The 25,870-nt window shown below is 39.6% G+C and carries 25 protein-coding genes and 1 tRNA gene; 17 read left to right on the top strand and 9 right to left on the bottom strand.

Annotated features, from left to right (window positions below):
- Positions 1-7: 7 nt before the first annotated feature.
- Positions 8-280: a 30S ribosomal protein S20 gene (gene rpsT / locus HCN_RS04595; protein ID WP_002956730.1), complete on the bottom strand. Its 273-nt coding sequence runs from the start codon at positions 278-280 to the stop codon at positions 8-10.
- Between the two features lie 114 nt (positions 281-394).
- On the opposite strand from rpsT, the gene glmM reads away from it, so the two are divergent.
- From glmM to HCN_RS04620, 5 genes are all read left to right on the top strand, one after another.
- A complete protein-coding gene (gene glmM, locus HCN_RS04600) occupies positions 395-1,729 on the top strand; it encodes a phosphoglucosamine mutase (protein ID WP_034548359.1) in 1,335 nt (444 codons plus the stop codon).
- Between the two features lie 22 nt (positions 1,730-1,751).
- The gene (gene lspA, locus HCN_RS04605; RefSeq protein WP_014666701.1) at positions 1,752-2,243 is read left to right on the top strand and encodes a signal peptidase II; all 492 of its coding nucleotides are present in this window, start codon (positions 1,752-1,754) and stop codon (positions 2,241-2,243) included.
- Between the two features lie 67 nt (positions 2,244-2,310).
- Complete coding sequence (locus HCN_RS04610; protein WP_014666702.1) at positions 2,311-3,273, top strand: restriction endonuclease; 963 nt, start codon at positions 2,311-2,313, stop codon at positions 3,271-3,273.
- A gap of 62 nt (positions 3,274-3,335) precedes the next feature.
- Positions 3,336-5,402, top strand: a complete 2,067-nt coding sequence (locus tag HCN_RS04615; protein WP_332370324.1) for a helicase-related protein — start codon at positions 3,336-3,338, stop codon at positions 5,400-5,402.
- Positions 5,362-8,004: a type ISP restriction/modification enzyme gene (locus HCN_RS04620; RefSeq protein WP_014666704.1), complete on the top strand. Its 2,643-nt coding sequence runs from the start codon at positions 5,362-5,364 to the stop codon at positions 8,002-8,004. Before HCN_RS04615 ends, HCN_RS04620 begins: the two co-directional genes overlap by 41 nt.
- A 28-nt stretch (positions 8,005-8,032) precedes the next feature.
- Here HCN_RS04620 and HCN_RS04625 read toward each other — a convergent pair.
- Positions 8,033-8,108 (bottom strand) — tRNA-Val (locus tag HCN_RS04625).
- 192 nt (positions 8,109-8,300) lie between these two features.
- Here HCN_RS04625 and HCN_RS04630 point away from each other — a divergent pair.
- The 5 genes from HCN_RS04630 to hemE all read left to right on the top strand — a co-directional run bounded on the left by HCN_RS04630 (position 8,301) and on the right by hemE (position 13,010).
- The gene (locus HCN_RS04630; protein ID WP_014666705.1) at positions 8,301-9,764 is read left to right on the top strand and encodes a Na+/H+ antiporter family protein; all 1,464 of its coding nucleotides are present in this window, start codon (positions 8,301-8,303) and stop codon (positions 9,762-9,764) included.
- Positions 9,765-9,832: 68 nt separating this feature from the next.
- Positions 9,833-10,468: a class I SAM-dependent methyltransferase gene (locus HCN_RS10695; RefSeq protein WP_014666706.1), complete on the top strand. Its 636-nt coding sequence runs from the start codon at positions 9,833-9,835 to the stop codon at positions 10,466-10,468.
- Entirely contained in the window at positions 10,449-10,793 is a 345-nt protein-coding gene (locus tag HCN_RS11915; RefSeq protein ID WP_014666707.1) for a hypothetical protein, read from the top strand. Before HCN_RS10695 ends, HCN_RS11915 begins: the two co-directional genes overlap by 20 nt.
- Positions 10,794-10,870: 77 nt before the next feature.
- Complete coding sequence (locus HCN_RS04645) at positions 10,871-11,899, top strand: aspartate-semialdehyde dehydrogenase (protein ID WP_002956723.1); 1,029 nt, start codon at positions 10,871-10,873, stop codon at positions 11,897-11,899.
- Between the two features lie 91 nt (positions 11,900-11,990).
- Positions 11,991-13,010, top strand: a complete 1,020-nt coding sequence (hemE, locus tag HCN_RS04650) for a uroporphyrinogen decarboxylase (RefSeq protein WP_002956722.1) — start codon at positions 11,991-11,993, stop codon at positions 13,008-13,010.
- Between the two features lie 129 nt (positions 13,011-13,139).
- On the opposite strand, the gene HCN_RS04655 is transcribed toward hemE, so the two are convergent.
- The 5 genes from HCN_RS04655 to HCN_RS04675 form a co-directional block, all read right to left on the bottom strand.
- Positions 13,140-14,462, bottom strand: a complete 1,323-nt coding sequence (locus HCN_RS04655; RefSeq protein WP_002956721.1) for a hemolysin family protein — start codon at positions 14,460-14,462, stop codon at positions 13,140-13,142.
- A gap of 70 nt (positions 14,463-14,532) precedes the next feature.
- Positions 14,533-16,122: an inorganic phosphate transporter gene (locus HCN_RS04660; protein WP_014666708.1), complete on the bottom strand. Its 1,590-nt coding sequence runs from the start codon at positions 16,120-16,122 to the stop codon at positions 14,533-14,535.
- A gap of 14 nt (positions 16,123-16,136) precedes the next feature.
- Positions 16,137-17,411: a TRAP transporter large permease gene (locus HCN_RS04665; protein ID WP_014666709.1), complete on the bottom strand. Its 1,275-nt coding sequence runs from the start codon at positions 17,409-17,411 to the stop codon at positions 16,137-16,139.
- A gap of 20 nt (positions 17,412-17,431) precedes the next feature.
- On the bottom strand, positions 17,432-18,049 hold the full coding sequence (locus tag HCN_RS04670; RefSeq protein WP_014667551.1) for a TRAP transporter small permease: 618 nt from the start codon (positions 18,047-18,049) through the stop codon (positions 17,432-17,434).
- A gap of 20 nt (positions 18,050-18,069) precedes the next feature.
- Positions 18,070-19,077 carry a DctP family TRAP transporter solute-binding subunit gene (locus HCN_RS04675; RefSeq protein ID WP_014666710.1) on the bottom strand — a complete coding sequence of 336 codons (1,008 nt, stop codon included), beginning with the start codon at positions 19,075-19,077 and terminating at the stop codon, positions 18,070-18,072.
- Between the two features lie 229 nt (positions 19,078-19,306).
- On the opposite strand from HCN_RS04675, the gene HCN_RS04680 reads away from it, so the two are divergent.
- The 3 genes from HCN_RS04680 to HCN_RS04690 are packed head-to-tail and all read left to right on the top strand — an operon-like array spanning position 19,307 to position 21,562.
- Positions 19,307-19,567 (top strand): NifU family protein, encoded by a 261-nt coding sequence (locus HCN_RS04680; RefSeq protein ID WP_002956716.1) that lies wholly within the window; start codon positions 19,307-19,309, stop codon positions 19,565-19,567.
- 23 nt (positions 19,568-19,590) lie between these two features.
- On the top strand, positions 19,591-20,223 hold the full coding sequence (locus HCN_RS04685) for a hypothetical protein (protein ID WP_002956715.1): 633 nt from the start codon (positions 19,591-19,593) through the stop codon (positions 20,221-20,223).
- Positions 20,195-21,562 carry a UDP-N-acetylmuramoyl-L-alanyl-D-glutamate--2,6-diaminopimelate ligase gene (locus HCN_RS04690; protein WP_014667552.1) on the top strand — a complete coding sequence of 456 codons (1,368 nt, stop codon included), beginning with the start codon at positions 20,195-20,197 and terminating at the stop codon, positions 21,560-21,562. The genes HCN_RS04685 and HCN_RS04690 overlap by 29 nt, the downstream gene beginning before the upstream one ends.
- A gap of 78 nt (positions 21,563-21,640) precedes the next feature.
- Here the strand turns inward: HCN_RS04690 and HCN_RS04695 are convergent, their stop codons facing one another.
- A complete protein-coding gene (locus HCN_RS04695) occupies positions 21,641-22,060 on the bottom strand; it encodes a hypothetical protein (RefSeq protein ID WP_014666711.1) in 420 nt (139 codons plus the stop codon).
- A gap of 3 nt (positions 22,061-22,063) precedes the next feature.
- The gene (tpx, locus tag HCN_RS04700) at positions 22,064-22,564 is read right to left on the bottom strand and encodes a thiol peroxidase (RefSeq protein WP_372449641.1); all 501 of its coding nucleotides are present in this window, start codon (positions 22,562-22,564) and stop codon (positions 22,064-22,066) included.
- A 77-nt stretch (positions 22,565-22,641) separates the two neighbouring features.
- Between tpx and HCN_RS04705 the strand changes: the two genes are divergently transcribed.
- From HCN_RS04705 to HCN_RS04720, 4 genes are all read left to right on the top strand, one after another.
- Positions 22,642-24,060, top strand: a complete 1,419-nt coding sequence (locus HCN_RS04705) for a PhoH family protein (RefSeq protein WP_014666713.1) — start codon at positions 22,642-22,644, stop codon at positions 24,058-24,060.
- Positions 24,061-24,792 carry a hypothetical protein gene (locus tag HCN_RS04710; RefSeq protein WP_041309510.1) on the top strand — a complete coding sequence of 244 codons (732 nt, stop codon included), beginning with the start codon at positions 24,061-24,063 and terminating at the stop codon, positions 24,790-24,792. It abuts the gene before it with no gap.
- Between the two features lie 15 nt (positions 24,793-24,807).
- Positions 24,808-25,536, top strand: coding sequence for an NlpC/P60 family protein (locus tag HCN_RS04715; protein ID WP_014666715.1), 729 nt, complete (start codon positions 24,808-24,810; stop codon positions 25,534-25,536).
- 134 nt (positions 25,537-25,670) lie between these two features.
- On the top strand, positions 25,671-25,856 hold the full coding sequence (locus HCN_RS04720; protein ID WP_014666716.1) for a hypothetical protein: 186 nt from the start codon (positions 25,671-25,673) through the stop codon (positions 25,854-25,856).
- The last annotated feature ends 14 nt before the right edge of the window (positions 25,857-25,870 follow it).

A 25,870-nucleotide genomic window follows, 5' to 3' on the forward strand; every position in this document is an offset into this window, starting at 1 on the left:
AATAAAATTAGGCAGATTGAGCAAGTTTTTTCACACTTGCGTTAAGGCGAGAGACTTTGCGTGAAGCCGTATTTTTCTTTAAAATCCCCTTACTTACATATTTGTGTAATTCCCTATTGGCGATTTTTAATGCTTCTTGGGCTTTGGCTACATCTTTACTTGCAACAGCCTCTCTTAGGTCTCGCACGATGTTTTTAATACGCGTTTTATAGTAGCGATTGCGTTCAGTTCTTGTCTTGGTTTGACGAATGCGTTTTTCCGCAGATTTGTGATTTGCCATTTTTCATTAGTCCTTTTTAAAAAAAATTAAGGCAAAATTCTGCCAAAAGTTTGATTAAACGCAGTTTAAAAGCACAAAGGAGTTTTGATGAAAAAGGAAGCAAAGGCAAAAGAGATAAAGCTTTTTGGCACTGATGGTGTGCGAGGTAAGGCAGGAGAAGTGATTACGCCTTCAAGTGTTATTGCATTGGGCTCTAGTGCTGGGATTCACTTCCGCAAACATTCTTTGACAAATAAGATTCTTGTAGGTAAAGACACTCGCCGCAGTGGCTATATGATAGAAAATGCCCTTGTGTCTAGCCTTACTTCTGTGGGCTATGATGTGATTCAAATCGGTCCTATGCCAACTCCCGCAGTGGCATTTCTCACAGAAGATATGCGTTGTGATGCAGGGGTAATGATAAGTGCAAGTCATAATCCTTATGATGATAATGGAATCAAATTTTTCAACCATTTTGGCTATAAAATCGCCCCAGAAGAAGAAGAAAGTATAGAATCTCTCTATCATAATGCCACTTCTTTGCAAGCGGCATTAAAAAGTGGCGAAGAGATTGGCAGCTCAAAGCGTATTGATGATGTGGTGGGGCGATATATCGTGCATATTAAAAATTCATTTCCAAAGCATCTTGCCTTGCGTGGTTTGCGTATCGTGTGTGATTGTGCTAATGGAGCGGCATATCGTGTCGCACCCATTGTATTGCGTGAGCTTGGGGCAGATGTCATTGCGATAAATGATGAGCCCAATGGTTTTAATATCAATAAACAATGTGGGGCTATGCATCCAGATGGCTTGGCTGAAAAGGTTAAAACTTATCGTGCCGATGTGGGTTTTGCCCTTGATGGTGATGCCGATAGGCTTGTGGTGGTGGATAATGAAGGCAATATCGTTAATGGCGACAAGCTCATTGGGGCTTTAGCCTTGTATCAGCAAAGTATCAAGGCGTTAAAAAATAACGCCATTGTCGCCACGCTAATGAGTAATCTAGCCCTTGAAGAAACACTCAAAAATCATCATATTACCTTGCATCGCTGCAATGTAGGAGATAAATATGTGTGGGATAAAATGCAAGAGTTTAATCTTAATTTTGGAGGCGAGAGCAGTGGGCATATCATCTTTAGCGATTATGCTAAAACGGGCGATGGCTTGGTGAGTGCATTGCAAGTTTTAGCCCTTTTGTTACAAAGTGGTAAGAATGCTAAAGATACGCTTAATCCCTTTGAGCTTTATCCTAGTGAGCTTATCAATCTCCAAGTCTCTCAAAAAAAGCCGCTTGAAAGCATTGTTGGTTTGCAAGAGAAGCTAGATTCTATTACCAAAAGTGGCAATCGTCATCTCGTGCGATATTCTGGCACGGAAAATAAGCTTAGAATCTTGATAGAAGGCAGAGATTCTAAAATCGTAAGTGAGCAGATGAAAAGCCTTGTAGAGTTTTTTCAAAAGCAACTTTAAAGAGGCTATGTAAGGGGCTGATATGCTTTCAATGCGATATATTAAATCTATTTCAAAAGCACAGATTCTTATTTTTATCTTGCTTTTTTGTATGAGTCTTGGGCTGGATCAGTGGGTAAAAAATATTATGCTAAATGGCTTTGCGTGGGATAGTCAGGCGTTAAGCATTGGCGGCAAGGCGTTAGTGTATAACACAGGCGTGGCATTTTCTATGTTTAGCTTTTTAGCCGAATCTTTAAAGTATATTCAGATTCTATTTTTGTTTGCTTTATTGCTTTTTGCTCTAATGAGTGATTTTTTTGTAAAACATTACATTCCACTTGGAATCTTGCTCGGTTCTGGGTTATCAAATATCCTTGATCGCTTTATGTATGGGGGTGTAGTGGATTATGTGTATTGGCATTATTGGTTTGATTTTGCGATTTTTAATCTTGCTGATGTGCTGATTGATGTGGCTGTTGTGATTATCATCTGGCAAATGCTAAGAGAGAGAAGTGTCAAGCCCATAACATAAGTTTGGGAAATATTTGTTAAAGCCGACTATAATCCTAGGAACTAGAATAGGCTTTGGAGGGAGTGTTATGAATTTTGAAGAGATTGTTGGGGTATTGTGTGAAAATACGCAGACTAATGTTGAGCAGGGTAAGAGATTTGAAAAGTTAATTAAAAAAATTCTGCAAGTTGATTCTTTTTTGCGGGAAGAATTTAATATCAAAGAGGTATATTTGTGGAATGAATTTAGTGATAAGTTTCAAATAAATCGCCACGATTTTGGTATAGACATAGTTATTTTAAGTAAAGAAGAAGAAATCCTTGCTGTGCAATGTAAAGCTTTCAGTCCCACATATAGTTTAAGACTTAATGATTTTAAAAATTTTTTAGGGATTAATAGTTTTGTTGATAATAATGACAAGATATTTAAGATTTCTCAATCTCTTATTTTTCACACTTGCAAGAGTGTAAGCGGTGAAGTTGGAAAGGCATTAGAGCAAAATGCAAATGGGGAAAAGGCTAAGGCAATAGCCTTTGGTTACAATGAACTCAAAGATTTGGAAATTGATTGGCAAAAAATTAATCTAGATGCCATTGAGCAAACGACACAATCAAAAGATAAAAAGAAATTACGCCCTCATCAACAAGAGGCTTTTGAAGCAATTAGAAAACATTTTGTAGAGCAGGATAATGCACGAGGCAAAGTTATTATGGCGTGTGGCACAGGCAAAAGTCTATTAGCTATCCGCACCATAGATGATATAGTAAAAGACGGAGAGATTGCTGTGTTTTTTACCCCAAGTCTTGCACTTACCAATCAAATGATAAAAGAATTTTTCGCACAATCTTTAAGTAAATCTTATAAAGTCTTTGCCGTGTGTAGTGATAATAAAGTCGGCTTACCTAACTCTACAAATACTGAAGATATGAATAGTGATGAGTTATATATCGCACCCACCACAGATTCTAATGTTTTAGCAAGAAAGATAGCTCACCTACTTCATAAAGAGGTAGATAATTCTCACTTCACCCCCCCCCCCTCAATAATCTAAAAGTAAAAGATTCAAAAGACTACAAAAATCCAAAAATTATTATATTCTCTACATATCAAAGCATAGATGTCATCATAGAAACTCAAAAGCTTTTCAACCAAGAGTTTAAACTCATAATAAATGATGAAGCCCACCGCACCGCCGGCGTGCAGAAGCTTGATGAGCAATGGAATGCTAAAGATATAAGTGTATGGCAGAAAACCCACGATAATACTCTCCTTAAAGCAAAATACCGTCTCTATCTTACCGCTACGCCTAGAATCTACTCTTCTAAGGCAAAAGATGAGCTTGGCAAAAAGTCCAAGGGCAAGGATTTACTGCTTTTTTCAATGGACGATGAGACTTTGTTTGGCAAAGAGATTTATGAGCTTAAGTTCAGTAAAGCAATAAGCGAAAAACTTTTGAGCGATTTTAGAGTGGTGATTAGCTATATACGCGAAGAATATTTAGCCGAGTATTTAGGCAAACTCACCAAAGCTCAAGAAAATTCAAAATTAACTATAGAAAATGCAGGAAAAATGATTTCCTTTGCAAATGCTTTAAATAAAATCAATATGAGCTTTGTTGATGAAAATGGCATACACGAAGCTTATAAAGATGACACAAAGCCTATGAAAAAGGCAGTAGTTTATCACTCTAGTATTAGAAATTCAAAATTTGTCACAGAGAAGTTTCCTAAAATCAGCAGAAATATTATCTTGCGGCATATAGATGGCACACATAACGCTTACAAAAAAGCAGAGCAGTTATTTTGGTTAAGTGATAATGGAGATGAATGCAGAGTGCTAAGTAATGCTAAATGCTTAACAGAGGGCATTGATGTGCCTAGTCTTGATGCGGTATGTTTCTTTGACAAGCGGGATTCTATGGTAGATATAGTGCAAGCCGTGGGGAGAGCGATAAGAAAGAGTGAAGGCAAGAAGTATGGCTATATTATTTTGCCCTTAGTGCTAAGTGATGAAGAGATAAAAAACTACGACAAAACCCTTAAAGGCGATAAATTCAAAATCGTATGGCATACACTCAAAGCCCTTAGAAGCCACGATGAGCGGCTCATTGATGAAGCGAGAATTGCTGAAATTGTGTCATTATTGACAGATTCAAGTGGTATAACAGAGCTCCCAGAAGCCACACTTTTTACCCTTGAAGAGCTTTTTAATGAGATGAAAAACGCCGTGCCTAAAAACTTAGGCGACCTGCAGTATTGGGAAAATTACGCAAGCAAAGTCGGCGATATTATGCAAAAACTAATGCTCCGCATACAAGCCTTACTAGATTCTAGCTCCGCGATACAAAAGCTCTTTGCTACATTTTGTAAAGCTCTGCAGAGCAACCTAAACGCCAGCTTCAACGAGAGTGAAGCCATAGCCCTAGTAGCCCAGCACATCATCACAAAGCCTATTTTCACCTGTATATTCCCAAGCCTTGATTTCGCCACCTTTGACAAAGTCTCTGCCGAGCTAGAGAAGCTCCACAGTAAGCTCCTAGAGCAAGGGCTAAGTGCCGAGACACAGACACTAGAGAAATTCTACACCTCTGCGCAGGAGAGTGCGCACTATGCCAGAAGCGACAAATCCAAACAAAACTTAATCAAAAATCTATATGACACCTTATTCAAAGAAGCATTCAAAAAAACACAAGAAAAGCTAGGCATAGTCTATACTCCCATAGAGGGCGTGGATTTCATCATTCACTCAACTCAATACCTTTTGCAAAAGCACTTTGGCAAATCGCTGGGCGATAGGCATATCCACATAGCAGACCCATTTGTAGGCACAGGCACTTTCATCACCCGCCTTATCCAAAGTGGCTATTTAGATTCTAATTTAGAATCTAAATTTACCAAAGAGCTATGGGCAAATGAGATTACGCTGCTGGGATATTACATCGCACAAATCAATATCGCCACGACCTACCACGAAAGACTCGTTGCTTTGGGGGATTCGGATTTGGGCGAGCAATGCGGCAGTGTTGTGGATTTTGTGAAAGGCACGAACGCCAAGTTCGCTAACCTTCCCCAAAATCCACAAAGCTCCCACAGCCCCACCGCAAATCTTAGAATCCTTGAAGAAGAAAAACAGGCTGGGCGTGAAAACACCCCCCCCCCCCTTAGAATCCCAAGGTGGTGATGGAAAACAACAAGCCCCAGAATCCACTTTTGACAACGCCCTTTCTCCGTCATTGCGAGGCGATGAAATCGCCGAAGCAACCCACAAATCCACGCAAGTGGATTCTAGTGCCTTGCCTAGCACAGATATTTCGCCTTTTACAAAGGCTCAATATGACAAGGCAGAATCTAGTGCATTTTGTCATTTTGAGCAAAGCGAAAAATCTCACGCCCAATCCAACAAAACTGCACCAAAAGCTGAATCGCCCACAGAAATCAAGCTCTTTGATAATCTACTATTCACCGACACCTTCAACACCTACACCCCAGACTCCAAAGGCTTCATCGGTAGTAAAGATGGCACACAAACGACCGTAGATTCTCTCCCTTATTTGGAGAAAAACTACGCCAAAATCCAAGAGTTTAAAAACACCGAGTTTAAAATCTTTATGAGTAATCCTCCTTACTCCGCTGGGCAAAAGTCCGCTAATGATGATAACGCCAATGAAAAATCCCCCCATATTGACAAACGCATAAGCGAAACCTACCGAGCCAAGTCCTTAGCCACTAGCACCAAAAACACCAGCTTTGACTCCTTCAAACGCGCCTTGCGTTTTATGAGCGATAGGATAGGAGAGAGCGGGGGGATTATAGGGCTTGTAGTCAATGGCAGTTTCTTAGATAGCAATAGCGATGATGGCTTGCGCGCGTGCTTAGAAGCAGAGTTTGACTATATCTATATCTTTAATCTTAGGGGCAATCAACGCACTTCCGGCGAGACTTCACGCAAAGAAGGCGGCAAATTCTTTGACTCTGGCTCACGCACCCCTGTGGCGATATGCTTTTTTGTGAAGCTAGATTCTAGTGCCTTGCCTAGCACAGATATTTCGCCTTTTACAAAGGCTCAATATGACAAGGCAGAATCTAGTGCATTTTGTCATTTTGAGCGAAGCGAAAAATCTCACGCCCAATCCAGCGACAAGCCAACGCCCAGCAAAGCCAAAATCTACTACTACGACATCGGCGACTACCTAGACCGCCAAACTAAGCTAAACATTATCCAAAACTTCAAATCCATAGAATCTATGGAAGCCCAAGGGCTTTTCACTCTCATCACGCCAAACAAAGATTACGATTGGATAAATCAACGCGATTATAGCTTTATGGCTTTCACTCCTATGGGTAGCACAGGGCAGAAGCTAAAACCCCTAGCCATAAACGCCAAAGACGAATTAGAGCTAGAAATCTTTGAGCTTTTCTCTCAAGGCGTGGTAACAGGCAAAGATAATTGGAGCTTTAACTTCTCTAAAGAGAATTTAGCCAAAAACATTGCCCTTTGTATTGATACCTATAACACCGAGCGAGAAGCCCTAGTAGCAAACCCAGCTTATAAGCTCTGTAATGACCTAAGCAAGGTTACTTGGAGTGGGAGCTTAGATAAAAGAGTGAGAGCAAATAGAGAGCTAGTCTTTGATGAAAGCAGGATTAGAATCTGCTCTTATCGCCCTTTCACAAAGGAGTTTTTATATTTTGACAATGGCTATAACCATAGCCATTGTCAAATGGATAAAATTTATCCATTTGGTAATAAAGGCGAGGCGATAGTCTGCATAAATGGGGATTTTGAAAATGTGGCAATACAGGTTTTAGGCGTAGGTGCGACACATCAATTTTCTGCTCTTACTAGCAATGGCATCGTAGATTTGGAACATATTTCAAAAGGGCATTGCTTCCCACTCTACTACTATGAGCGAGTAGAATCCAGCACAGAAAATGGACAGATGACTATGGACTATGACAAGGCAGAATCTAGTGCATTTTGTCATTTTGAGCAAAGCGAAAAATCTCACGCCCAATCCAGCGACAAGACTCGCAATGACAATAAAACCGCCTACTATCGCAGAAAAGACGCCATAAGAGATGAAGCCCTAGCATTTTTCCAAAATGCCTATAACGACAGCAGTATTACCAAAGAAGCGATGTTTTATTATATTTATGCAATCTTAAATCACAAAGATTACATCGCTAAATACAAAGACAATCTCTCCAAAATGCTCCCTAGAATCCCGCTTATGCAGGATTTCTGGGGTTTTGTGGCAAGCGGCAGGGCATTAGCAGAGCTACATATCAACTATGAGAGCCATAATAAGCTAGATTCAGGGGCTTTTTCGTGTTTGGCAAAGGACTTGCACGAGTTTAAGACAAGTGCTAAAGGCTTGTTTGAAAAGGACTTTAGGCAAAAGGCTAGAGAAGATATAGAGCATTTAAATGAAGGGGACTTTAGGATAGAGACGATAAAGTTTCACGCCAAAGGCGTGAAAGATAGTATTTTGCTTAATGACACAATCGCCATAGTTGATATCCCGCACAAGGCTTATGCGTATAAAGTCAATGGCAAAAGTGCTATAGAGTGGATACTAGATAGGTATAAAATCAGCACTGATAAAGCAAGTGGCATAGTCAATGACCCAAATTTATATGAAAGCACAAGCGGAGCATTGAAGGGGCTAAAGGGCGGGCGATATGTGCTAGAGCTACTTCTAAGCGTAATCCAAATGAGTGTGCAGACAATAGAAGTTGTAGAATCTATGCCGGAGTATAAGCTACTCTTTCACAATGAATAATGAAAAATCTAAAGATATAAAAAAATTATGGTGATCACGACTGGACTTGAACCAGCGACCACTACCATGTCAAGGTAGTGCTCTACCAACTGAGCTACGCGATCTTAGAAAATGCTGTAAGCAAACGAAGTTAAAAGCACGGATTGTATCTCAAAATTATTTAAAATTTATTAAAGATTCTGCAAAGTGGCTTAAATTTGACTTATTTTAATGCTTTTTTCATCTATTTTAGCGTAAAATCCGCGTTTTTTTATCACAATAGAATCAAATGAAAATAATAAGATGAAAGGAATCTAATGTCTCTTCTCACAAATGCAGTGGTGTTATCTGTGCTTGTTATGGCGGTGTTGTGCGTTTTGCGATTAAATGTTTTGCTATCTATTATTATAGCCGCACTTGTGGCTGGGTGGCTATCTCCCTTGCCTTTAGAATCTTTATCTTCTGGGGCAGATTCACAAACTTCGCTTTGGCAATATTTCCTGCTTAAAACTACTGCAACGGGTGAGATTTTCACTAAAGGTATGGCAAGTAATCTCAATATCGCATTAAGCTATATCTTGCTAGGTGGCATTGCGGTGGCGATTTCTCGCACACATTTAATGACTTTTTTGTTATCTGCCATTGCAAATGTGATAAGTAATAGAAAATTTATTTTTATCCTTAGCATTGCCCTTATTGCGTGTTTTTCGCAGAATCTTGTGCCTATTCATATCGCTTTTATCCCCATTCTTATCCCTCCGCTTCTAAGCCTTATGAATCGCTTAAAAATTGATAGACGCGCTGTCGCTTGTGCGCTTACTTTTGGGTTACAAGCCCCTTATGTAACGCTTGGTGTGGGCTTTGGGCTGATTTTTCACACGACTATTAGTGAGCAGATGAAGGCAAATGGTATGCCTGTGAGTTTGAGTGAAATTAGCTCTGTGATGTGGATTGGTGGGGCGGCTATGCTGCTTGGGCTGCTTTTTGCGGTGTTTGTGCTGTATGCAAAGCCGCGTGAATACGCACAAAAAGAGGAATGCTCTATGGGCGATGCGAGTATGGGTTGGCGTGAATATGCGACACTTTTTGGCATTATCATGCTTTTTGTCGTGCAGCTTGTTACGCATTCTCTCGCTATTGGGGCGTTTGCTGGGCTTATGTGTATGATTGTGCTACGAGGGGTTAGATGGAGTGAGATAGATTCTGTTATGGAGGGTGGGCTAAAAATGATGGCGTTTATTGCCTTTGTTATGCTTGTGGCGGCTGGATATGGGGAGGTGCTGCGTGCAAGTGGAGAGGTGCAGAATCTCGTGCAAGTGGTGGCAAACTTCACACATCAAGTCGGCGATGGTGCTATGAATACTATCGCTTCAAATGGACTAGATTCTAATGCGACTATGGCTTCAAATCCTGCGACTTTAGATTCTAATGGAGCGTCTTTATGGGCGAAATTTATAGGGGCGAGTTTAATGCTGCTTGTGGGACTTTTAATCACCATAGGCATTGGTACGAGCTTTGGGACGATACCCATTATTGCGGCAATTTATGTGCCTTTTGGAATCTCGCTTGGCTTTAGTGTCCTTGCGATAATTTTGCTTATTGGCATAGCTGGGGCGTTGGGCGATGCAGGAAGTCCTGCGAGTGATAGCACTTTGGGTCCTACTTCTGGACTCAATATGGACGGACAGCATAATCACATTTATGATACTTGTATCCCTACATTTTTTGTGTATAATATCCCGCTTTTAGTCGCCGGCACTCTTGGAGCGATGATGTTTTAGGGATTAAATCCTAAACAAATTTAGAATAAAGGAGTAAAAAATGCAAATAAAAGAATCTGTCATTATAAATGGCATTACATATTTTGCCCCCCCCCCCCTATAAATCTACGCTAAAAAGCCAAACTTCTCAATTTACACAGCAAACTTTAGAATCTAATGCGAACTTTCACTTCCCAAGTGAAGGTATGGATATGCTATATCTAGCTGAAAATAAGCATTTTTGGCATATTGCAAGGCGAGAGTTTATCTATCAAGAGATAAGCCGTATTTTAGTCTCTTTATATCCGCAAGATAATGGCAAAAGCATAAAGATTCTAGATGTAGGGGCTGGGACAGGAAGTGTTACAAGGCATTTTTTATCGCAAGGTTTTAATAATATCGCATTAGGTGAAATCCACCCGCAAGGCTTAGAATACGCTAAAACCTATGGTATAAAAGACTTGTATTGTATGGATTTACTTGATGTGCCTTTTGCAAATGAGTTTGACTGCATTTTTGCCTTTGATGTGTTAGAACACATTGATGATGATTTAGTAGCGTTAAAAAATATGAAAAGTATGCTAAAAAATAATACAAAAAGCCTTTTAGCTTTAAGTGTCCCAGCACATAAATGGCTGTGGAATGCCCACGATGTGAGCGTGCATCATAAGCGGCGATATACTAAAAAAGGAGCTTGTCGATCTTATGCAGCAAAGTGGCTTTGACATTATATGTGCGAAGTATTTTTTCATTTCTATTACGCCATTGCTTTGGGTTAGGGCATTGCTGCATTCTGCACCATATCCAACGCAAGATTCTCATATTGCAAAAGCACACATAGCTACACAAAATAATACATTAGATTCTCATACAGAATCTGTGGCAGAATCTCACAAAGAAGAACTACGCGATACGCCACCGCCCGCACTTATCAATAAAGCATTGCTAGGAATCTGTCGGCTAGAAAATAAGATTCAGCACTATCTCCCACAGAATCTTAATGCCCCATTTGGTGGCTCACTGCTTGTAGTAGGCACAAGCAACAAGTAAGTAATTAGCTATTAATTCAAAAAACCCTGCTAGAATCCGCACTCGTTCGTAAAAATCTAAATTAAAGGGGGTAGTGTTTGAAAAAGTATGTTGTTGGTGTTGTGGGTGCGAGTGGAGCGGTTGGCGAGGAGATATTCCGCGTTTTAGAAGAGAGAAAATTTCCAGTGAGTAAAATCGTGCCTTTGGCAAGTGAAAGAAGTGTGGGTAAGGAAGTGGAGTTTATGTCACAAAGCCACAAGATTTTGCAAACTACACACGATGTTTTTGCTAAAGAGGGCGTGGAGATAGCCTTTTTTTCCGCTGGTGGTTCTGTGAGTGCAGAGTATGCACCAAGTGCGGCAAAAGCTGGTGCGGTGGTGATTGATAACACAAGTCATTTTCGTATGGATAGGGATATTCCCCTTGTTGTCCCTGAAGTCAATCCCCAAGACATAGCACAATGGAAGCAAAAAGGCATTATTGCCAATCCAAACTGCTCTACGATTCAAATGGTGCAGGTGCTATCCCCCTTGCATAAGGCATTTACTATCAAACGCGTTGATGTCAGCACCTATCAAGCGGCAAGTGGAGCTGGTAAGCGTGGAATGGAAGAGCTTGTAATGCAAATGCAGGCATTTTTTGCCTTTAAACTTGATGAAGTAGAATCTGCTGTATTCCCTCACCGCTTAGCGTTAAATGTGATTCCACATATTGATAATTTTATGCCAAATGACTATACAAAAGAAGAGATGAAAATGATCAATGAGACAAATAAAATTATGCACTCAAATTTTGCCATAAGTGCGACTTGTGTGCGTGTGCCTGTTTTACGTAGTCATAGTGAATCTATTAGTATTCATTTTGAAAATCCTGTGAGTGCTAAGGAGGCAAAGGAGATTCTATCTCGCGCATCTGGTGTTGTGCTATGTGATGAGCCAAAAGAGAAGCTATATCCTATGCCGATTCTTGCCACAGAGACAGATGAAACTTATGTGGGGCGTGTGCGTGAAGATAATTTTGATAAGCATATTTTACACTTGTGGTGCGTGGCAGATCAAATTCGCGTAGGGGCAGCGACAAATGCGGTAAGAATCGCACAAAAATGGATTGAAATGCAAGAAGCGTAGAGTTTTTAGCATTTTGGGGTAAATTTTAGAATCTATGAAATAGATTCTAAATGTCAAAAGAGAATCTAACTAAAGGAATGGAGAACAAAAAATGATTTTTATTGATGCGTGTTTTAGGAAAAAAACGCCCTATACGCCTATTTGGCTTATGAGACAGGCGGGGCGGTATCTTAGCGAGTATAGAGCTACTAGGGCTAAGGCTGGTGGGTTTTTGGACTTATGTAAGAATGTGAATCTTGCCACGGAGGTAACCTTGCAGCCTGTGGAGATTCTAGATGTTGATGCGGCGATACTTTTTAGTGATATTTTGGTTGTGCCGCTGGAAATGGGTTTGCCATTAGAGTTTTTGAGTGGTGAGGGTCCGCATTTTAACCGCACAATTACCACACTAGAAGATGTAAAGGCTTTGGGCTGTGCTAAAGACAAGCTTGGCTATGTGTATGATGCGGTAAGCTCTATCCGCTCTAAACTCCCTAAGGATAAGGCACTCATTGGTTTTTGTGGTTCGCCTTGGACATTGGCGACTTATATGATAGAGGGGCAGGGGAGCAAAACTTATGCTAAGAGCAAAGCAATGTTGTATAAGCAACCGCAGGTTTTGAAAGCCCTGCTGGAGCGTTTGAGTGATGAACTCAAGGCATATTTGGAGGGGCAGATTCAAGCCGGGGCTAATGCGGTGCAGATTTTTGACAGCTGGGCTGGTGCGTTGGAGCAGGAGGCATATTTGGAGTTTAGCTGGGGGTATATGAAAGATATTGCAAAGTATATTAAGGGCAAATATCCACATATTCCGGTTATGCTTTTCCCTAAGGGGATTGGTGCGTATTTGGATAAGATTGATGGAGAGTTTGATGTCTTTGGCGTGGATTGGGGGACGCCGATGAATATGGCAAAAGAAAAGCTAGGCAAAAAGTATGTTTTGCAGGGGAACTTAGAGCCATCGCGTTTGTATGATGTAGATTCTATGAGAAGGGGCGTGAAAGAGATTTTGGAGATTATGGGAAAAGATGGCGGACATATTTTTAATCTAGGACACGGAATGCTACCAGATTTACCACGGGAAAACGCCATAGAGCTAGTAAAAATGGTGCGTGAAGCTACAAGGCGGTAGTGAAGCTAGAATCTTTGCGGGGTTTAGTTTTGTGAAAAGATAAGTTGCGAAAGAGTAGTTTGTAGTGCTGTGAAAAGCAAGATTATATAAACAAGATTCTACAAAAACTAGAAACTTGTTTGGCTTTTTTTAAGATTCCTGCTGTGTTTGTGGTAGGGCAGTGGCTTTAAGCTTTTTGATTCTTGCTCCGTCCATTTCAAGCACTTCAAATTCAAAATGTTCATCGCAAATCTTATCTTTTATTATCGGTAGTCTTCCAAGTAGCCCAAAGACATAGCCACCGATTGTAATATGGTCATTTGTGTTGCTGAAAGTGATATGAAGCATTTCTTCAATACTTTCTAAGTCCAACTTGCCATCAAACTCATAAGTTTTTTCATCAATTTGCCGCATATCCTCTATTTTCAAATCGTGCTCATCAGAAATATCTCCGATAATCTCTTCAATAATATCTTCCATTGTCAAGAGCCCAGATGTCCCACCATACTCATCAACCACAAGAGCGGTGTGAATCTGCTGACGATTCATCGTGGTAAGAATCTCTGAAATATGAGCGGTTTCAGGCACGATAATCATATTTCTTACAAGCTTTGAGAGATTAGTCTCCCCATTTTTAATGGTATTTTCAAATAAATCGCGGATATGAATCATACCTAAAATATTATCTTTAGAATCCTGATAATAAGGGTAGCGTGTGTGATTAGTCTTTAATACAATAGCGATATTATTTTCATAGCTTTCTTGTGCATCAAGGCATATCATATCTTTGCGGGGCGTCATAATCTCTTTAGCCAAAGTGTCTGAAAAATCCACAGCATTTTTGATAATCTCACCCTCTATTGAATCTATATAGCCTTCTTTCAAACTTTCGCCCACAATGATTTTGAGCTCTTCATCAGAATGTGCCAACTCTCCTTCTCTAGCAGGTTGAATCCCCATAAGCTTAAGGAAAAACGCAGCCAAAATATCAAATAGTCTAATAAGTGGGGAAAAAACAATCCAAAATGTGTAAAGGGGCTTAGCGATGAGTAGCACGACAGATTCAGTCTTAGCAATAGCTATGGACTTAGGCACAAGCTCCCCTAGCACAACATGCAAAAGCGTAACAAATATGAATGCAATAACTGAAGCAATGGAATGCACTAAAATGGGCGAAGATTCTACAAAAAAGTAAAATGGGATTGAAATAAGCTTAACAAATGCATTTTCACTAATCCAACCCAAAGCAAGGGAGGCAAAGGTTATCCCAAGCTGTGTAGCACTAAGATAACTATCAAGCGAATTGGTAATTTTAAGAGCAAGAGAAGCATTTTTAACTTCATTTTTGGCTAATTCTTCAAGCTTAGATTTTCGTATTTTAACAATCGCAAACTCCGAAACCACAAAAAAGGCATTGAGAAAAACTAAAAACAATGCCAACAAAAGCATCAAAACCGACGAATACGGATCCAAAGATTCTCCTTAAATAAGAAAAGATAGACTTGAATTGTAGTCAATCTAATCTTTTAAAACTTTTAAAGTGCTAAATATCAAAACCAGCACTGATAATAATAAAATAAGTAAGCCCACCAAGCAATGCTGACACAGGAACAGTGATAAGCCAAGAAGCAATGATTTTATTTATTGCACTGCGTTTAACAAGCTCTTGTTTATAGGCTTTTTTGAGTGATTTTCGCTCTTTTCTATCAAGCTTTGGCGTATCTTTAAGTTTATTATTGTTTTTAAGAGATTCAAGCATAACCCCTTTTTTCTTTATACTTGCTTTATTGAATCTATCTAGAAATGCTTCAACTTCTTGCGCATCTTTGCCTTTATGTGCTTCAATGATTGTTTGTTGCATTTCATAATAGCGTTTTTTCAAATATTCCCTTAAGAATCCAACACCAAAAATAGCCCCTAAAGCAATATGTGTTGAGCTTACTGGCAAACCAAGCTGTGAGGCTAAAAGCACAGTGAGAGCTGCACTCATTGCAATGCAAAATGCCCTCATCTTATCAAGCTCTGTTATCTCGCTGCCAACGGTGCGAATAAGTCTAGGACCATACAAGGCAAGTCCCAGTGAAATGCCCAGTCCACCGATAACCATAATCCACAAAGGCACACCTGCCTTGCTAACAGACAAAGATTCTCCAAGGTTGTTTAATGTCTCATTAATCGCTGCGAGTGGTCCAATGGCGTTAGCCACATCATTTGCCCCATGAGCAAAGCTCAAAAGTGCTGCTGCAAAAACAAGGGGAATAGTAAAAAGGGAGTTTATATCCTCTTTTGTATTAAGCAGAGTCTCCGCTTTTTTGGCAATTATTGGACGCACAAGTAGATATACGACAATGGCAATAAACAGGCTAATCCCAATAGATACGCTAAAATCAAGCTTGGGTAAAACTTTTTTAAGTCCTTTTAAAATTAAATATAGACTAAAAGCCCAAGTCATCACAAAAATAAGGATTGGCACTATCTTTTTCGCCGCTTGCCGCTTATCTTCCTTGTAGGTAATACTTTTTTTGATAATAAGCAAAAAGATAACCGCAATAACTCCACCAAGCACAGGCGAGATGATCCAGCTTGAAGCAATACGCAAAAGTTCTGCCCAATTCACCACGCTAAAGCCACCGGCAACAATCCCTGCTCCCAAGATTCCACCTACAAGTGAATGTGTCGTAGAAACAGGTGCACCAATAGCCGTTGCCAAATGTAACCAAACCGCACCAGAAGCAAGGGCGGCAAGCATTAAAGCCACGAAAACACGAGGTTCTGCAAGATGGGTAGAATCTATAATGCCAGACTTGATTGTCTCTACCACTTCACCACCGGCGATTATTGCACCCATTGCTTCACAAATAGCTGCGATGAGAATCGCTCCAACAAGCGTAATAGCTTGAGAGCCAACAGCGGGTCCAACATTATTAGCTACATCATTTGCACCGATATTCATCGCCATATAGCCACCAATAATAGTTGCAAAAACAAGCAGTAGTGTGTTATGCCCAGTGTGAGCCATAATCGCTACTAGAGAAATGACAAGAAAAAAGATAAGCACAATAAAGAGCTTGACACCATCTTTTTGATTAAAGCTTTGTGCTTTTTCAATTTGTTTAATGTCCTTAAACTCCATAAATCCCCCTCCCTTTATTTGATTTGATTAGGTAGCCATAGTGAAATATCTGGAATATAGGTTATGAGTAATAGCCCAACAAGCATTACACCAAGCCAAGGCAACACAGAAATCATTACATCTTTAAGACTTAGCCCGGTAAGCGAACTCGCCACAAAGAGGTTAAGCCCCACAGGTGGAGTAAGCATACCTAGCTCCATATTTACCACCATCACAATACCAAAATGTATAGGATCAATGCCAAGGGCTAGGGCGATGGGTAAAAGCAAAGGTGTCATAATCATAATAACAGAGCTAGGCTCCATAAACTGCCCCATAATAAATAGCACGACATTCACAAGGATAAGGAACATCCACCAACTCATCTCTTGTGCTACAAGAAATTCTGCGATTAAATGTGGGATTCTCTCATTTGTTAAAAAATGTGCAAAAACAACAGCAAAACCAATAATGAAAAATATCATTGCCGTTGTAATCGCCGCGTCTAAAAATACAGCATATAAGTCTTTAAATTTAATATCTCTATACACAAAAACAGAAATGATAAAGGCATATACAGCACTAATACCCGCAGCTTCAGTGGCAGTAAAGATTCCACCATAGATTCCACCGATGATGACAAAAATAATCAGCAGTGCCCAAAATGCGTCTTTAAATTTTTTGAATCTTACTTTAAAAGTTTCAGGCTTTGTAGCTTTGAATCCTAGCCGCCTTGCCCCCACATAGGCATAAATCATCATCATAAGTCCAATCATCAAGCCCGGCACAACTCCTGCCATAAAAAGCTTTTCAATGGATACTTCAGCTGTTACTCCATAAACAATCATCACAACAGAAGGTGGGATAAGAATCCCAAGACTTCCTGCAGAGGTGATCGCCCCAACGGCGTAGCTTTTTGGGTATCCAGCATTTTTAATAGCTAAAAACATCACAGAGCCAACAGCCACCACCGTTGCAGGAGAGCTGCCGCTTACAGCAGCAAAAATAATACAAGCCAAAATCGCACTGGTAGGCAAACCACCGGGAAAATGTCCAACAAGCGATTTGGCAAACTCCACAATGCGCGTTGCCGAGCTACCCTTACTCATAAGAGATCCCGCTAAGATAAACATAGGAATTGCCATAAGTGCAGGTTTTAAGCCATTAAACATAATTTCAGCCGAGCCTATGACATTGTAGGGAGTAAAGAAGAAAAGTGCGCTTATGGCACTCACACCCAAAGCAATGGATATAGGCACACCTAAAAGAAGTAATCCAAACAAAACAAGTAATAAATATGCAACGCTCATTAATGCCTCATTATTAGTCTTTAATCTTTTATTACAGAATCGTGAATCATCTCAACTTCCACATTTTTCACAACCTTATTTGCTTCGGTCCAAGATACTTCATAGATTTTTTCAACAGAGCGGTATGTTGCACCAAAAAATGCCAAAGGCAAACAGAGCAGAAAAATCCATAAAGGCACATTGTGCAATGCTTCACTCATATAGCCAAGCAAGTAGTTATCATAACACACCATTGCTCCAGCATACGCCATAAAGGCGAGAAAAAATGAGTTAAGCGTATGTATGCCTATAACACAAGCTTTGGCGATTTTAGGCGGAAAACGCTCTAAAAGCATAGTTGCGCTGATATGCACACCCTTTCTAAAGCCATAAGCCGCACCAAAAAAAGCCGACCATAAAAAGCAATATCTAGCCATTTCTTCTGCCCAAGTGAGTGAAAGATGAAAATAATCTGGGAAAAGTCCGCTAAGGTAGCGACAAAATACATTTATAGCGGTGATAATAACCCCCGCAAGGAGTCCTACCACAGCTACATTTTTGTTGATAGAAGCGATAAAGATATCCAAAAGAGCAAAAACTCTATTGACTTTTGGGCTACGGTGAACCCAAATAAAAGGTTTAGCAATCCAAGAAAGCATTTAATCCCCTCGATTCTAGATTATTGCACTTGAATGATTTTTTCAATCAAATCCTGACTAACAATATCGTAGAATTTTGGGTAAATTGCCTGCATAGTTTCCTTCCACACTGAAACTTGCTCTGGAGCAAGTGTGATAACCTCTGTTTTTGATGTATCATCTTTTTTAAGTTTTTCAAGCAGAACTTTTTCTTCTTTTTCACTTTCTTTACGCTCAAACTCTGTGGCTTCGTGGAGAGCTTGTTTGAAAATCTCTTTTAAATCATCTGAAAGCTGTTTCCAAAAGCCATCACTTACCACAACAAGATAGCCTAAATATCCGTGATTTGAAAGTGTGATTGATCTTTGCACTTCATAGAATTTAGAGTTGTAGAGATTAGAGAGTGGATTTTCAGCCGCATCAACAACACCTGTAGAAAGGGCTGAATACACTTCTCCAAATGGCAATACTTGAGGGATCGCTCCAATGGCTTTTGTTTGCTCTTCAAGCACTTTTGAGCTCATAATTCTCATTTTTTGTCCTTTTGCATCTTCTGGGAGAACAATAGGCTTTTTATTTGTGCTGAATTGTTTGAATCCTGCGTCCCAATAATCAAGAGCAACAATACCTTTTTGAGATACGACATCTTTTAGAATCTGTCCCACTTCACTATCCATTACCTTGTGTAAATGCTCCGTATCGCGGAATAGAAACGGCACATCCCATACATTAAATTCTTTCGCAATAGGTGTGAATTTTGAAAAGCTCGGTGCCGCCATTTGCACATTATTGCGTGTTAGCTCTTGAAAAACTTTATCATCATCAACAAGCTGTGCACTTGGGAAAACTTCCACTTTGATTTTTCCATTACTTAACTCATCAACGCGTTTAGCAAAAAAATCAGCAGCCTGCCCTTTTGGCGTATTAGCACTAACAACATGAGCAAATTTCACTTTATACACTTCTTGTGTCTTATCTTCACCACAACCTAAAAATCCTAAGCTTACAGCACAAGCCAAAGCCATAATTGAGATTTTCTTTAACTTCATTTTCACTCCTTTTGTAAAATCCGTGTTCTATTCTATATAAGGATTGAATACAAAATGAAGTCCATTGCGGATATTTTATGGTAAAAAAAGCTTCTTTGTGTAGTTTATAAACATTTTTAGATTCTGTGTTGGGCTGTGAGTGGAAACAATATACATTTGAAAAAATACGCTAGAATACGGCGGTTTTTAAGTATATTAAAAATTTTATGGATATAAAAAAGGAGCAGATATGTTTCCCTTTAGTGATGAAGAGTTGCAAACTCCCGTTGAGCTAGTGATTGATAAGGTGCGTCCTACGCTTACGCTTGATGGTGGGGATATTACCTTGCTTGGTATTAGAGATGCGAAGGTGTATGTGCGTTTAGAAGGGGCTTGTAAGGGTTGTCCTAGCTCGGCAAACACGCTGAAATATGCTATTGAAAATCGTTTAAAAGAAGAGATTCACCCAGATATTGCCATCGTGCATATCCCACACGGAGAATCTTTTTAAGACTTTTTGAGTATGGATAGACTATGGAAGTTATAAAACTCACAGACACACGCACAAGGCAAGTTATCAATAGAAATAATAAAAAGGCATTTGAGCTTTTTACTGCTAAGCAATACAAAAAGGCATTTGAGCTTTTTACGCATAATCTCACACTTGAGCCAAACAATACCGAATCTACAATCGGTATTTTGCTTGCTGATATGGCAGAAGACTTCGAAGAGCAAGCGGTTGGCTTATATGAATATTATCAGATTCTGCTCTCCCAAGAAATCAGCAAGGCAAAGGCAAGAGAGCAGATTCTAAAAACGATTAAAAGTTTTGATAAAAGCACAAATAGTATTTTTTCTATGCTAAAGCACCTTGAAAGTCTCCGCGCAGATAGCTTGAATGGAATCTTATATGAAGATTTTAAGCAAATTGCCAAAGAAAAGAAAAATTTTAAAGAAGCCTTTGAAGATTTGATGTTTAGCTCAAAGATTATTTTTACAAGCAAGAATGAATTTTATGAATTTTTAAATGAACTCATAGACAATGACTATCAAGATATATCAATGGAGTATATTGACTCGCTTAAGAAAAATATCATTTATGATGGTGAGATTGAAAAAATTTTACAAAAGGTGGCAAATGATAATAAAAAAAAACATAAACTATAAGAGCAAGACTTTTAAGATTCTTACAGATGATACGCGTGTGGCTTTAGAAAATGGGGTGGTAAAAGAAGAAGCTTTGCTTGTGCGAAGTAAGCAAAATATGGCATTTATCCCAAGTGATTTTCCACAAGAAAATCTTATAGAATCTTGTGATTTAGGCAAGGTGCTTTTAGATTCTATTCCCGGGGAAAATCCACGCATTGTAGGCATTACCGGCACAAATGGCAAAACCACCACCGCAGCGATTATCTACTCTCTTTTGCTTGATTTGGGCTATAAGGTTGCCCTGCTTGGCACAAGGGGCTTTTTTATTAATGAAAGCACAATCAAGCCAAAAGGGCTTACAACACCTAGTGTGCTTGAGCTGTATGAGAATCTTAGTTTTGCTAAGGCTAAGGGCTGTGATTATTTCATAATGGAGGTAAGCTCACACGCCATTATCCAAGAGCGGATAGCGGGATTAAACTTTGAGCTAAAGATTCTAACAAACATTACAAGCGATCATTTGGATTATCATAAGAGTGTGGAAGAGTATCGGCGAGTGAAAAATAGCTTTTTTGAAGAAAGGGGGCTAAAGCTTATCAATGCTGATGAGAAATACGCACAATGCCAAGATCAATATGGGGACATAGGGGTGTTTTATTATGGTGTGGAGAAAAAGGGGCATTTGAGCGTTGGAGCTTACGCGTTAGAATCTGGCATTGATGCACATATTGCGTGGCGAGACAATAAAGAATGTAGCCAAGAATCCTGTGCGCTGCAAACCTATCTCTATGGCAAACATAATCTATACAATGCCCTTGCTGGTATTGCTGCGGTTAAGATTCTTACAAACAAGCCCCTTTGCGAGATAGCACAAGCAATGGAAAATTTTGGCGGAGTGAGTGGGCGTATGGAAGTGGTGCATCATAAACCGCTTGTGATTGTGGATTTTGCACATACGCACGATGGTATGAAGCAGATTTTTGAAAGTTTTAGACATCAAAAAATTGCTGTTGTGTTTGGGGCTGGGGGCGATAGGGATAGGAGTAAGCGTCCTAAAATGGGTGCTTGTGCGTTTGAATACGCTGATAAACTCTACATCACAAGTGATAATCCAAGAAGTGAAGATCCTAGTGAAATTTTACAGGACATAGCAAGTGGGCTGCCAAAAGAGTGTGGGCGAAAACTTGTCGTTATGGAAGTGGATAGAAAAAAGGCGATTATTCAGGCTTTAAATGAGTTGCAAGAAAATGAAGTGCTGTTGATTTTGGGCAAGGGCGATGAGGACTGTCAAATCATAGGCAACAATAAGATTTATTTTGATGATAGGGAAGTGGTAAGGGAGTATTATAAGAGCTAGGGCTTAGATTCTAGCCTTATTTTAAAAAGCTAGAATCTTGCAATAATAGAATCTAGCAAAACCACACCGACTTTGTAGCTATTCCTTGTATGTAAGAATATTGCCATTAAAGTCTTGTAGTCTCGCACTGATATTTTCAAGGTAGAAAACCGCAAAATCTGGGTGATTTGGGTTATTTTCAAAAGCGGTGGCTATACGCCCATACTTTGCCATAAAAGCTTCTTTGACATCAAGGTGATTTGCCACCCTTGCTTCCCCACGCACACGCAAAGCCAAAATATCTGCCGTGCTGATACAGATTTCAACACCACTAAATTGCATAATATGCTTAAGGAGATTCTTGTTGTGCGTTGTGCCAAAATACAACTTGCCATTATGCACGATATTTGAACGCATAGGACGCACTCGTGGATTCCCACAAGTGCCTTTTGTGCCAAGATAAAACACCCCTAAATCTAGAATCTTGCCAATCTCTGCTAATGTGAGATGTTCCACCATACCCTACTTAACACTTTCAAGCGCTTTTTGATAGTCCGGCTCATTTGTGATTTCTTCGCATACTTCTCCATAGACGACTTTGCCCTGTGGATCTACCACAATCACCGCACGAGTGAGTAACCCTGCAAGTGGGGAAGATTCTAAAATCAACCCATACGCCCTGCCAAAGTCTTTTGCCTTAAAATCGCTAAGCACTATTACATTCTCAATGCCTTCAGTGCTGCAAAATCGTCCTTGAGCAAAAGGTAAATCCAAAGATACCACATACACTTTTGCGTTTGTCAGTTTTGCTGCTTCTTCGTTGAATTTACGCGTTTGTGTCGCACATACGCCTGTATCAAGGCTTGGCACGATATTGATGATTTGGTAGCTTCCACTTGCACCACCTACTTCTACTTGTGATAAATCTTTAGCTACAAGAGCTACTTTTGGGGCGTTATCGCCAACTTTAATTGTATTGCTACTTAGTTTTGCTGGAGTGTCTTTAAATTTTACTTCCATCATTCTATCCTTTTACATTAGATTATGTATCTTTTGATACAATAGTGGGATTTTAGCCAAAGGGAGTTAATTGATTACAAATGATTACAAAGTGTTATTTGCTTGATACTTCTATTATCCTAGATGATACGCAAAATATCATCTTTTTGTGGCAAAACGCCCAAAATCAGCTGTTTATTTGTGATGTTGTTATTGAAGAGCTTGATAAGAAAAAAGATTTACAAAATGAGACGGGGTATTTTGCACGCGAGTTTTTCCGCTGTATTAATAGCGATAATTTAAGTAAGGGCGGCAGTAAGGGGGATAAAATCGCTACTATCGCAAAAGAAAATAATGACTTTATCCAAGAGATTCTATTTAAATTTGAAAATTACAGCATTCCTTTATTTCTTATCTACCGCCCACGCTACAAGCTCCCACCGCAAGAGCATAGCTATAATGATTCTAAACTGATTGAAATCGCAAAGGATTACAATCTTACCTTGCTTACTAATGACATTTCACTCAAAGTCCGCACTCAAGCCCAAGGGATTCCCGCACAATCGCTTTTTAGAGATAGAGTCGAAAATCCAAGCGATATTGATTTTTGGCATTCCTTTGAAGTGCATAAAGACAAGGCTTTGACGGATTTAGCTAAAGATGAGAATTTTTCTAAACTCAAGCAGTGGAGTTTAATCCAAATTGATGAAATGGATAATACTGATAGTGCGTTGTATAAAACAGGCAAAAAAATCTTTGGCTTAAAGGTTGGCAGGGAGTTTGTAGAGCTGAATCTTGATGAGATTCTAAAAGCTCATCAGCCCTATATCACGCCCATTAACTTAGAGCAAAAAATGCTCTATGCCCTGCTTACCCACCCACAGAATAATCTCACCATTGCCACAGGCTCAACAGGCAGTGGCAAAACGCTCATCGCCCTGCAGGCTGGAATTACACTTGTGAAAAATGGTGTGGTTGATGGCATTGTGTATATGCGTAATACGATTACGGCTAATGACAAAGAAGCCGAGCTAGGCTACCGTAAGGGCGATGAAAGCCAAAAGCTAGGCTATTTTATGTATCCGCTTTATAGTGCGATAAATTTTACTATTGATAAGCTCCAAGAGAGTTCTCTGGCTAAACGCATTGAATATCGCGGCGAAGTCAATGGCATACAAAAACAAGCTGCGACAGAATATTTTATCCAAAAGCATAATATTGAGATTGTGGATATTGCCCACGCAAGGGGCATTAGCATAGGGAATAAATTTGTGATTTTTGATGAAGTGCAAAATGCTTCAAATGCGACTATAAAGCTCATAGGCACACGCATAGGGCAGGGAAGTAAGATTGTGTTTTTGGGCGATTGGGCACAGATTGACCATCCGTATTTGAGTAAGTTTAGAAACGGGGCGTTGAGTCTTTTAGGCAAGGCGTTGAAAGATGACTTTATTGCTGGGATTCAGCTACAACAGACGATTCGCAGTGATGTGGCAAGCTGGTTTGGGGAAAATTTCTAAATGAAGTGTGGTGTAAGATTCAAACAAGCCCAATACGCATTTATCGCATTTGCCTTGTGTCTATCTTTTTATCCATTATATGCCGCTAGACCGATGATAACCGATGATGTGCGCGTGGTGGATAGGCATTCCTGTCAGCTTGAGACTTGGGGTGTGTATGATGGCGAAATAGGTGAGTATTGGGCGATACCGGGCTGTAACTTGCTTTTTGATATTGAGATGAGTATGGGCGGTATGTTTAGTAACACTCCATATAAGCAAGATGATACAAACGCTCTTTTTGGTGCAAGGCAGTTTATTATAGGGGCAAAAAAGATTTTTAATGATTTGGAAAAAGATGGATATAGTTATGGACTTGTTATAGGCAATGCCTATAACTTTAAGCGTTCTAAATATCGTAACGATCATTATCTCTATGTGCCTGTTAGTGCAGCATTTTTTGATAATACTTTACTTTTGCATTCAAACTTTGGCTATAAACTAGAGCGAGAATCACACGATAGTCATATTTATAATGTCGGCTTGGGCTTAGAGCAGCAGCTCACCCAAAGGGTGTGGATTTTGGGGGAGAGCTTTTATGAGCGGTTTGATAATGCAAAATTTCAGCTAGGGCTTAGAATCTGGCTTGTGCAGGATAAGATTCAGCTTGATGGCACTTATGGGAATGCCTTTAGGGGTAAGGAAGGCTGGGTATCTGTGGGGCTACGATTCCTTGGACCTGTAATGTTTTAGTTTTTAAGGAGTGAAATGCGAAAAATCATTGTGTATATATGGATAGGTGCAGTATTTTTATTTGTAGGTTGTGCGTCTTTAAACGCACAAAAGCCTCTTGCATATAGTGTGCAGGTGGGGAGTTTTAGCAATGTTGAAAATGCAGGAAGGCTGGTAGATTCGCTTAATAAAAAGGGGCTTGATGCGTTTTTGTTTAAAGAAAAAGGTATGTATAAGGTGCGATTTGGAAACTATGAAAGCCTTGAGATTGCTAAAAGTAAAGCTCAAAGGTATCAAAAACAAGGGCTAATTGGCGTTTTTTTTATCTTATCGCCGCAGAAATATGCTATTAATAAGCAGAATGTTCCTAAACAAAAAAAGTCCAAAGACATACGCGATGATTTGGTAGAATCTGCCCACGATTATCTTGGTGTGCCTTATAAATGGGGTGGCACTTCGGAATCTGGCTTTGATTGTAGTGGTTTGACGCGTGCAGTCTATCGTCTCAATGGAATCTCTTTGCCTCGCACTTCATTTGATCAATACGATGATGGCACTGCGATTAATAAGAGTAAGCTTCAAAAGGGTGATTTGGTGTTTTTTATCACAAACAAAGGTAGGAGAATTAATCACGTGGGAATCTATATCGGTAATAATGAGTTTATCCACGCACCAAGTAAGGGCAAGGTCGTCAGCAAGGCAAGACTAGATTCTAACTACTGGAGCAAGGCATACAAGGGATCTAGAAGCTATTTGGAAAACTAGATATTTTGTAGATTTGTTTTTTGTGTGGTTAGAATTGTTTTCAAAGTTTTTTTGAGTAAGCTAATGAAACTTGTTATTTTTTATTTACGGCTTCGTGGGAGAATTAAGCTTTCTTAATCTTTAGGAGGTGTGTTATGATGAATGATGATGAGATTATGAGTGCGGTAGTTGATTACTCTGTATCCACGGGAATGGATACATTAGATTTGATGAGTAATATTAATGATAGTTATAGTTCATTTGAGGATTTGAGCGTTGATCTTGATATGACAAAGGGGCAGATGGACTATGAGAATGATTTTTTTAACAATAATAATTAAAGGCTTTTAACTTT

Source organism: Helicobacter cinaedi PAGU611 (assembly GCF_000284635.1).
GTDB classification, from domain to species: domain Bacteria; phylum Campylobacterota; class Campylobacteria; order Campylobacterales; family Helicobacteraceae; genus Helicobacter_C; species Helicobacter_C cinaedi.

Excerpts from the sequence above, each read along its gene's own strand:
- rpsT (WP_002956730.1), bottom strand. The coding sequence starts at position 280 with ATGGCAAATCACAAATCTGCGGAAAAACGCATTCGTCAAACCAAGACA.
- lspA (WP_014666701.1), top strand. The coding sequence starts at position 1,752 with ATGCTTTCAATGCGATATATTAAATCTATTTCAAAAGCACAGATTCTT.
- HCN_RS04610 (WP_014666702.1), top strand. The coding sequence starts at position 2,311 with ATGAATTTTGAAGAGATTGTTGGGGTATTGTGTGAAAATACGCAGACT.
- HCN_RS04630 (WP_014666705.1), top strand. The coding sequence starts at position 8,301 with ATGTCTCTTCTCACAAATGCAGTGGTGTTATCTGTGCTTGTTATGGCG.
- HCN_RS10695 (WP_014666706.1), top strand. The coding sequence starts at position 9,833 with ATGGCATTACATATTTTGCCCCCCCCCCCCTATAAATCTACGCTAAAA.
- HCN_RS11915 (WP_014666707.1), top strand. The coding sequence starts at position 10,449 with ATGCAGCAAAGTGGCTTTGACATTATATGTGCGAAGTATTTTTTCATT.
- hemE (WP_002956722.1), top strand. The coding sequence starts at position 11,991 with ATGATTTTTATTGATGCGTGTTTTAGGAAAAAAACGCCCTATACGCCT.
- HCN_RS04660 (WP_014666708.1), bottom strand. The coding sequence starts at position 16,122 with ATGGAGTTTAAGGACATTAAACAAATTGAAAAAGCACAAAGCTTTAAT.
- HCN_RS04665 (WP_014666709.1), bottom strand. The coding sequence starts at position 17,411 with ATGAGCGTTGCATATTTATTACTTGTTTTGTTTGGATTACTTCTTTTA.
- HCN_RS04670 (WP_014667551.1), bottom strand. The coding sequence starts at position 18,049 with ATGCTTTCTTGGATTGCTAAACCTTTTATTTGGGTTCACCGTAGCCCA.
- HCN_RS04675 (WP_014666710.1), bottom strand. The coding sequence starts at position 19,077 with ATGAAGTTAAAGAAAATCTCAATTATGGCTTTGGCTTGTGCTGTAAGC.
- HCN_RS04680 (WP_002956716.1), top strand. The coding sequence starts at position 19,307 with ATGTTTCCCTTTAGTGATGAAGAGTTGCAAACTCCCGTTGAGCTAGTG.
- HCN_RS04685 (WP_002956715.1), top strand. The coding sequence starts at position 19,591 with ATGGAAGTTATAAAACTCACAGACACACGCACAAGGCAAGTTATCAAT.
- HCN_RS04690 (WP_014667552.1), top strand. The coding sequence starts at position 20,195 with ATGATAATAAAAAAAAACATAAACTATAAGAGCAAGACTTTTAAGATT.
- HCN_RS04695 (WP_014666711.1), bottom strand. The coding sequence starts at position 22,060 with ATGGTGGAACATCTCACATTAGCAGAGATTGGCAAGATTCTAGATTTA.
- tpx (WP_372449641.1), bottom strand. The coding sequence starts at position 22,564 with ATGATGGAAGTAAAATTTAAAGACACTCCAGCAAAACTAAGTAGCAAT.
- HCN_RS04705 (WP_014666713.1), top strand. The coding sequence starts at position 22,642 with ATGATTACAAAGTGTTATTTGCTTGATACTTCTATTATCCTAGATGAT.
- HCN_RS04710 (WP_041309510.1), top strand. The coding sequence starts at position 24,061 with ATGAAGTGTGGTGTAAGATTCAAACAAGCCCAATACGCATTTATCGCA.
- HCN_RS04715 (WP_014666715.1), top strand. The coding sequence starts at position 24,808 with ATGCGAAAAATCATTGTGTATATATGGATAGGTGCAGTATTTTTATTT.
- HCN_RS04720 (WP_014666716.1), top strand. The coding sequence starts at position 25,671 with ATGATGAATGATGATGAGATTATGAGTGCGGTAGTTGATTACTCTGTA.